The sequence below is a fragment of the uncultured Bifidobacterium sp. genome (assembly GCF_959020145.1).
Taxonomy (GTDB): Bacteria; Actinomycetota; Actinomycetes; order Actinomycetales; family Bifidobacteriaceae; genus Bifidobacterium.
Map to the genome: position 1 here is coordinate 1 of NZ_CAUEQY010000044.1, position 8,418 is coordinate 8,418.

An 8,418-nucleotide genomic window follows, 5' to 3' on the forward strand; every position below is an offset into this window, starting at 1 on the left:
GACGATTTGGCTGACGTGACCCCCGCAGGGTCGAACGCACGCCTAGGCGAAAGCGCAGAACGCCAGCTGCAGTACGACATCAAATACCCGTACGACATGAGCCACGAGAAGGTTTCCGAAGGCGACCGCAAACTCGCCGAAGCCATGACCATGGTGGCTGATGGCCCCGCGCTCGCCGTATTGAAGGAGATCTACCGCCATCAGGACGTGCTCGAACTGGTCGGCGTGCATTCGCATATCGGATCGAACATTCACGATGCGGACGCCTTTATCCAGGCCGCGAAGCGCATGATGCTGCTGCGCAAGACCTTCTACGCCACCGACGCATACACCCTGCCGGAGGTCGACTTGGGCGGCGGCTATTCCGTGGCCTACACCGATGGCGAGGATTCCATGGATCTCGATACGGAACTTGCCCGCCTTGCCGATGCGGTCACCACCGTGAACCGTGCGCTCGGCATGCCCGCTCCGGTCATCTCGTTCGAGCCGGGCCGTTGGACGGTCGCCCCGACCGGCGTCACCCTGTATCGTGTGGGCACGGTCAAGCCGGTGCAGCTTGCCGGAACCGCGAAAGACAAGGCTGGCAATCCGGTTACGGAACGCGTGTACGTGTCTGTCGACGGCGGCATGAGCGACAATATTCGTCCGGCATTGTATGGATCGGATTACACTGCGAGAATCGCCAATCGTGAGGGTTCCAGCGAAACCAAGCTGTGCCGTGTGGTCGGCATGCACTGCGAATCGGGCGATATCATCGTCAACGAGGTGCGTCTTCCTGCCGATATTCAGCGTGGTGACGTGCTGGCGGTGCCTGTTACGGGTGCATACGGTCGCACGATGGCCAGCAACTACAATCAGGCGCTGATTCCTGCGGTTGTTGCCGTATCCGAGCAAGACGCGCATGTGATGATTCGCCGTCAGACGGTCGATGATCTGCTGGATTGGGATGTGAGCGAATAGCGATTCGTGGCGTTTCGCTCGTGTTTCGTATTGTTCATGGCGATTCGTCTCAAATTACGGATGCAGCGTGGATGCAGTATGGGCGGTTTTCGGGGCAAAGCTCGGAAACCGTCCATTTTCGTATGATTTCGCGGTCTTACGTCATATCGGGACCGTACAATAGGCAGGGTTACACCAATACTTCACATTCAAGGGAGGATGCCTTGGTACAGGAAGATGTTGCGCCGATTCGCGTTGGATTGTTGGGCGCGGGCACGGTCGGCTCTCAGACCGCACGCCTGCTGGTGGAGCAGAAGGATGAGCTCGCCGCACGCATCGGACGACCGATCGAACTGACCGGCGTTGCCTGCCTTGATCCGTCGGAAACCGACCCGTTCCCGTGGATCGACAAGTCCGTGGTGACCACCGACACCATGAGCGTGGCCACCAATGCTGACATTGTGGTCGAACTGATCGGTGGAACCGGCGTGGCCCGCAAGTTCGTGCTTGCGGCCATCGAATCCGGCGCTTCCGTGGTTACCGCCAACAAGGCGCTGTTGGCCAAGTATGGTCCAGAAATCTATGCCGCCGCCGAAGCCAAGGGCGTCGATATCTACTTCGAGGCTTCCGTGGGCGGTGCTATTCCGTTCCTCAAGCCACTGCGTGAATCCCTCGTCGGAGACAAGGTGACGAGCATGCTCGGCATCGTCAACGGCACCACGAACTACATTCTCGACGAAATGACCACCAAGGGTCTTGATTTCGACGACGTGCTGAAGGACGCTCAGGCCAAGGGATACGCCGAAGCGGATCCGACCGGGGACATCGAAGGCTACGATGCGGCCAACAAGGCGGCCATCATGGCCACGCTCGGCTTCCACACCAACGTGACCATCGATGATGTGTCCGTTGAGGGCATCACCAAGATCACCGCCGACGATATTGCTGCCGCAACCGCCGAAAACAAGGTCATCAAGCTGCTGGCCGTGGTGGAGAATGGCGAGGCCGGTGTGTCTGCCCGCGTGTATCCGGCGCTGATTTCCAACGAGCATCCGCTGGCTTCCGTGCATGGTTCCTTTAACGCGGTGTTTGTGAAGGCCGAAGCGGCTGACGATCTGATGTTCTATGGTCGTGGCGCTGGCGGCGCTCCGACCGCTTCTGCGGTGGTCGGCGATGTGGTGACCGAGGCGCGTCACATCGCACAGGGCTGCACTGGCCCGACCATTCCGTTGTATAAGGATTTGAAGAAGGCTCCGATCGAGGCTTCCAAGGCCGAGTTCGCGGTGCGTTTCGTGATTCACGACAATCCGGGCGTACTTGCGGCCATTGCGGCCAAGTTCGCCGAACATGGCGTGTCCATCAATGGTGTGAACCAGGATCTCAAGCCCACGCTGAAGGATCCGGGCTACGACGGCGAACTGCAGCAGCTGCGCCTTGTCACGCACATGACCGACGAGCTTACCCTGCGTGAAACCGTGAAAGACGTGTGTGCACTCGACTGCGTGGTTGGCGAGCCTTCCATCCTTCGCGTGCTCAACTAACAGTTATGAGACGGCTGCTCAAATCGTTGCGATTGGGCGGCCGTCTCTTTATTCATATTCCGGCTGCTGTGTTGGGCAATTGCTTGCCGATTGTTTACTCAATCGCCCGCTGATTATGGGCTTGAATTTGACTCTTGTACCCTTTCGGGTATACGGTGCTACATTTGTAAAGAAGATGTGACGAAGGACGACGAGATATGACTCCAGTTACTCGTAAAGTGCGTGTGCGTGTTCCGGCTACCAGCGCCAATCTTGGTTCTGGCTTTGATACGGTCGGACTTGCTCTGGACTACCACGACGAACTTGAATTCACGCTGAGCGCCGATCCGGTGAACACTGCGGCTCAGGTGATGATCGAAGGCGAAGGCGCCGATACTCTCCCGCGTGACGAAACCCACTTGGTGGTTTCCACGTTCCGCCGCGCATGCCAGACCTTTGGTCTGGGCCGTGTGGGCTTCATTCTTCAGGCTCACAACAACATTCCTCAGGCACGAGGCATGGGCTCTTCCGCAGAGGCCATTGTGGCGGGCATCGCAGCCGCGGCCGCCTTCGCGCAGGACGACGAACTCAACCGTGATGCCGTGTTTGAGCTTGCTGCGGCCATCGAAGGCCATCCGGACAACGTGGCTCCGGCCGTGTACGGCGGGCTCACCATGTCTTGGGACATGGAAACCCCCGAAGGTGTCGGTTCCGTGCCGATTCCGGGCGGCGAACCGCTGCATAAGGGCTTCCATACCATCAACTATCGCGTTGCCGACGATCTGACCGCCGCCGTGTTCGTGCCGGATTATGAGCTGTCCACCGAAAAGGCACGCCAGGCGCTGCCGGGCCAGCTGGCGTTCAAGGATGCCGTGCACAATGTGTCTCGCGTGAGCCTGCTGCCGGCCGCCATGAATCCTGCGATGCTGGCGACTGGTCAGCGTCAGGACGTCAACGCGTTGCTGTTCGCCGCCACGCAGGATCGTCTGCATCAGCCGTATCGCGCTCCTTTGATGGAACCGTCGTGGACGCTGATCGAAAAGCTGCGTTCCCATGGTTTCGCTTCCATGGTTTCCGGCGCCGGCCCATGCGTGCTCGTGCTGCATCATGGCGACGCTCGCGAACAGCTGGGACAGCTTGCTTCCGAAGAGCTCGCTTCCGGTCATTGGCGTGTGCTGCATTTGGGCGTCGACACCAAGGGTGTGCAGGTGGAACGCGCATGAACAACTCCATTCCGCTGATTCTCGCTTCCAAATCCAAGCCTCGCCGTGACGTGCTTTTCTCGGCGGGCATTTGCCCCACGATTCGCGTATCGAACGTGGACGAGCCGGCGGCGCTCGAACGTGAGGCGGCCGCCATGGGCGTTGCCGTAAGCGATCTGAGCGTGGAACAGCGGGTGATGATTCTCGCTACGGCCAAAGCCGAAGCCGTACATCAGGCGTATCGGAACGTTGCCGCCACCGCTGCGGCGGCGCACGGCGATCGTGTGGTCGGATTTCCGCTGAAAGCCGTTGCCGAATCTTCCGAACATTCGGATAATGCTGAAAATACTGGGGATTCCGCATCTTTAGAACATCATCGTGTTACGTTGCGTGCGGACGAAGTGCAGTCCGCCTCCGATGTGAAGACCCGCGATTTTTCGGGAGTCACCATTCCTACGATCACCGAATCGATTGCTGATTTCGTTGATGGCAAGCCGAGCCTGACCCGTGCGAAAGTCGGTCCGCTGATTCTTGGCTGCGATTCCATGTTCCTGCTTGACGGCGAATGTTACGGCAAGCCGCATAGCGCTGAGGTGGCTCGGGAACGACTGCGTGCCATGCGTGGCGCCACCGGTGAATTGTGGACGGGCCATTGCCTGATCGACTTCGCCACCGGGCGTATCGCGCGAGGCGCGAGCAGGGCAACGCTGCACTTCTGCGAATATTCCGACACCGATATCGAACGGTACATCGCCACCGGAGAACCGTTGGAAGTGGCTGGTTCCTTCACGCTTGAGGGCTTCGGCGGAGCATTCATCGACTCCATCGAAGGCGATCCGCACGGCATTATCGGCCTGAGCCTTCCGCTGGCGCGCCGTTTGGCCGCCGAGCTCGGCGTGGAATGGACTGATCTGTGGAATGTGACGCGAGCCGATCAAGAACCGAACGTCGAACACGATTCGCGAACCGGTGCCGCGAAGCCGCTTCCTCCCAAGGAAAACGTGCATCAGCCGGGTGATGGTTGGATTGATTGCGATTGCGGCCGCAAGCATTGGGGCACGAACGGCGCGTCCGGCGTGCTCTTGGCCCGCCGAAGCGAACAGACCGGCGAAGTGACGCACGTTGTCATGCAACATCGCGCGGTGTGGAGCGCGGAAGGTGGCACATGGGGCATTCCAGGAGGTGCCACCGCCGACGGTGAAAGCCCGATCGAGGGCGCGCTGCGCGAATCGTACGAGGAAGCCAACATCACGCCGGAAGATATCGACGTGGTCGGATCATACTGCGAAGACCACGGACCGTGGGCCTACACCACCGTGTTCGCTTTCGAAAAGCCGGGGCACCGCGTGGAGCCGAAGGCCAACGACGACGAAAGCATGGAAATCGAATGGGTGCCGATTGAGGAAGTCCCCAATCGTAAACTGTTGACCGCCATGCGTACCGACTGGCCGAATTTCGCTGCGCGACTCGCTCAAATGGCTGAAAAATAGCGTCTGTTAGCGCTAACCGAAGTTGCGTGTAGAATAGTCGAAAGTAACAACGGTAGTGTGCGGAAGGCGACGGAGCATGGCAGGCAAGCGCAATGCGGCAAACAAACGCCCCTCGATGTTCGAAGTGGCGAAAATGGCTGGTGTCAGCCATCAAACGGTGTCGCGCGTCATCAATCATTCCCCCGACGTGTCTGATGCCACCCGCGAAAAAGTACAGAAAGCCATCGACGCGCTTGGATACCGTCCCAGCAATTCCGCGCGTGCCCTCGCTTCGCATCGCTCCCGCACCATCGGCTTGGTTGCGGGCGGGCAACGCTTTTATGGTCCGATTTCCGCGATTTCCTCGATTGAGGCGATGGCGAGGCAGCATGGACTGTTCATGTCGGTGAGCATGGTGCACGAGGCGCTCTGCTCGCAGACGGAATTCGACGAATTGTGCTCAACGTTCGATGAGATGAACGTGGACGCGTTCATTTTCCTCACGCCGACGGATGTTATGTTTTCCGCCGCCTGCCGTGCGCAGATCACGCAGCCGCGCGTCATCGTCACCTCCACGCACGGCAGCATCAGCGTGCAGGATGGTTTGCGCTTGATGAAACCGGCCGACCGTCGCCGAGTATCCGTAGTGGGAGTGGACCAATGGTCGGCCATGGCCGACGTGATGCATTTGGTGGTCGAGCATGGGCATCGTTCCGTGCTTTATTTCGCAGGTCCGAAGGAATGGCGTGACGCCGCCACGCGTTTGATGGCGTGGAATAAGCTGTGCGCGGCCAATGCGGTGAGTTCCGTCACCGTGCAATGCGAAACCTGGGAATCGACCGAAGCGTATGGCAAGATGAACCATATTCTCGAAAACATCGGTCGTACCGGCGGAAATCTGCCGACGTGCATGGTGTGTGCGAACGACAGCCAGGCGGTTGGTGTGTCTCGTGCGCTGCATGAACATGGCATGCGTATTCCGCAGGATGTGAGCTTGGTCGGTTTCGACGACATGCCCGCCATGGACAACATGTACCCGCCGCTGGCCACGGTTCGCCCGGATTTTGAACAGCTTGGCGTTGCCGCCATGCGTGAGACGCTGTTTTTGCTGGGGGAGGGCGATGAGAATTCGTTCGCCTCGTCGCAGCATGGCGTCGGCCTGATTCCCGCGAAGGTGATCGGCCGCACTTCTTTGGGCACCGCCAGCCGTCGCTGAATATTTCCTGCGATTTTTGTATTTCTTGTGATTCTCGTATCTCTTTTTGCCGCATGTGCTGCGATTGCCGGATTTCGTAATGCCGGTATATCAAGAAAATCGGCTGACGATCTGCCGGTAGTACGTTGACGATTGCGTGACACGTCGAACTTGTATAGTCGCCACTTTCTGTTTAGAATAGTGAGCGTTAACAGTGAGCGCTAACATTCCGTCGACAATGTGGTTGTGAGGCGCTCGGATGCAAGGAGTTTGAAACTATGGCGCAAGAGCAGGGACTTGACGATCGCATCGCGCTGACCGCCGAGAAAATCCGCGCTGGCAAGACGAGTCTGGGCATCGAATTCGGCTCCACCCGAATCAAGGCCGTGCTCATCGACGACACGTACACCACCATCGCAGCCGGCGACTACGGCTGGGCCAGCCACTTGGAAGACGGCCTGTGGAGCTATTCGCAGGAAGAAATCTGGACCGGGCTGCAGACCGCATACGCGGCGCTCGCCGAAGATGTCGAAAACGCTTACGGCGAAAAGCTCACCCGCGTGGGACGCATCGGCTTCTCCGCCATGATGCACGGCTACCTCGCCTTCGGCAAAGATGGCGAACTGCTGGTGCCGTTCCGCACCTGGCAGAACACCAACACTTCCGAAGCGCACGAGAAGCTTTCCGAACTGTTCCAGTACAACATTCCGGAACGCTGGTCCATCGCACACCTGTACCAGGCCGTGCTCAACAACGAAGAGCACATCGGCAAGGTCGATTTCTTCACCACCCTCGCCGGCTACGTGCACTGGAAGCTCACCGGCAAGAAGGTGCTCGGCGTTGGCGACGCATCCGGCATGTTCCCGATCGACCCTACCACGCACACCTACGAAACCGAATTCATTGAGAAGTTCAATGCGATTCCGGAAGTCGCAGCCCAGCCGTGGAAGCTTGCCGACCTGCTGCCGGAACCGCTGGTTGCAGGCACTCCTGCGGGCACGCTGACCGAAGAGGGCGCCAAGCTGCTCGATCCGACAGGCACGCTGCAGCCGGGAATCACATTCGCTCCGCCGGAGGGCGATGCTGGCACCGGTATGGTGGCCACCAACTCCGTACGCGTGCGCACCGGCAACGTTTCCGCCGGCACCTCCATCTTCGCCATGGTTGTACTCGAACGCAAGCTGGAACGCCTGCACCCGGAAGTGGACCTCGTCACCACTCCGGCAGGCGATCTCGCAGGCATGAGCCACGCCAACAACTTCACCTCCGACCTCAACGCATGGGTTGGTCTGTTCGGACAGTTCGCAGCTGCAATCGGCACTCCGGTCGACGCCGGCACCCTGTATGGCACGCTGTTCCGCGCGGCTATTGCAGACGACGTTGACTCCAACTGCGGCGGACTCATCAACTACCCGTTCCGCTCCGGCGAATTCCTCGCAGGACTGCCCGAAGGCCGCCCGCTGTTCGCGCGCGGTCCGGAAGCCCGCATGAGCCTCGGCAACTTCATGCGCGCCCAGCTGTTCAGCGCATTCTCCCCGGTGAAGATCGGCATGGATGTGATGACCAAGGACGAAGGCGTTGCCGTTGACTCCCTCGTCGGCCACGGTGGCATCTTCACCACCCCGAAGGTCGCCCAGAAGATTCTCGCAGCCGCATTCGATACGCCGATCAAGGTAATGTCCACCGCTGCCGAAGGCGGCGCATGGGGCATGGCCGTGCTTGCCGATTACCTGTGGCACGCCGACCAGCCGCTCGACGAATTCCTTGACGCTCGCGTGTTCGCCGATGCCGCTTCGACCACGGAAAATCCGGATGAAGGCGATGTCGCGGGATTCGAGGAATTCTTCGATCGCTTCCGCAAGGGACTGCCGATTGAGCATGTTGCAATCGAAAGCATTCCGCTGGAAACCAAGTAAATAAATATTTTAAAAACTTATTTCAATTTGAAAGGAAATGATTATGGCTACTTTGGCTGATTATGGTCCTGAGGTTCGTGCCGAGGTCAAGCAGGTGCGCGAGGTCGTGGCGACCTTGCACGAGCAGCTGATCAAGTGGAACCTGGTGGTGTGGACGGCTGGCAACGTGTCGCAGCG

Annotated in this window: 5 protein-coding genes and 2 pseudogenes; all 7 read left to right on the forward strand. The window is 59.2% G+C overall.

Going from position 1 to position 8,418, the window contains the following annotated elements; translation table 11 throughout:
• A pseudogene (locus Q5H33_RS07560) lies at positions 1–960 on the forward strand (diaminopimelate decarboxylase); the annotation flags it as partial.
• A 203-nt stretch (positions 961–1,163) separates the two neighbouring features.
• Positions 1,164–2,480, forward strand: coding sequence for a homoserine dehydrogenase (locus Q5H33_RS07565; protein ID WP_022245567.1), 1,317 nt, complete (start codon positions 1,164–1,166; stop codon positions 2,478–2,480).
• Between the two features lie 197 nt (positions 2,481–2,677).
• The gene (thrB, locus tag Q5H33_RS07570) at positions 2,678–3,682 is read left to right on the forward strand and encodes a homoserine kinase (RefSeq protein ID WP_004223341.1); all 1,005 of its coding nucleotides are present in this window, start codon (positions 2,678–2,680) and stop codon (positions 3,680–3,682) included.
• On the forward strand, positions 3,679–5,151 hold the full coding sequence (locus Q5H33_RS07575; RefSeq protein WP_004223345.1) for a Maf family protein: 1,473 nt from the start codon (positions 3,679–3,681) through the stop codon (positions 5,149–5,151). The genes thrB and Q5H33_RS07575 overlap by 4 nt, the downstream gene beginning before the upstream one ends.
• 76 nt (positions 5,152–5,227) lie before the next feature.
• Positions 5,228–6,346 (forward strand): LacI family DNA-binding transcriptional regulator, encoded by a 1,119-nt coding sequence (locus tag Q5H33_RS07580; protein ID WP_022245566.1) that lies wholly within the window; start codon positions 5,228–5,230, stop codon positions 6,344–6,346.
• A gap of 257 nt (positions 6,347–6,603) precedes the next feature.
• Complete coding sequence (locus Q5H33_RS07585) at positions 6,604–8,241, forward strand: xylulokinase (RefSeq protein ID WP_004223353.1); 1,638 nt, start codon at positions 6,604–6,606, stop codon at positions 8,239–8,241.
• Positions 8,242–8,284: 43 nt separating this feature from the next.
• Positions 8,285–8,418: pseudogene (locus tag Q5H33_RS07590) on the forward strand (L-ribulose-5-phosphate 4-epimerase); the annotation flags it as partial.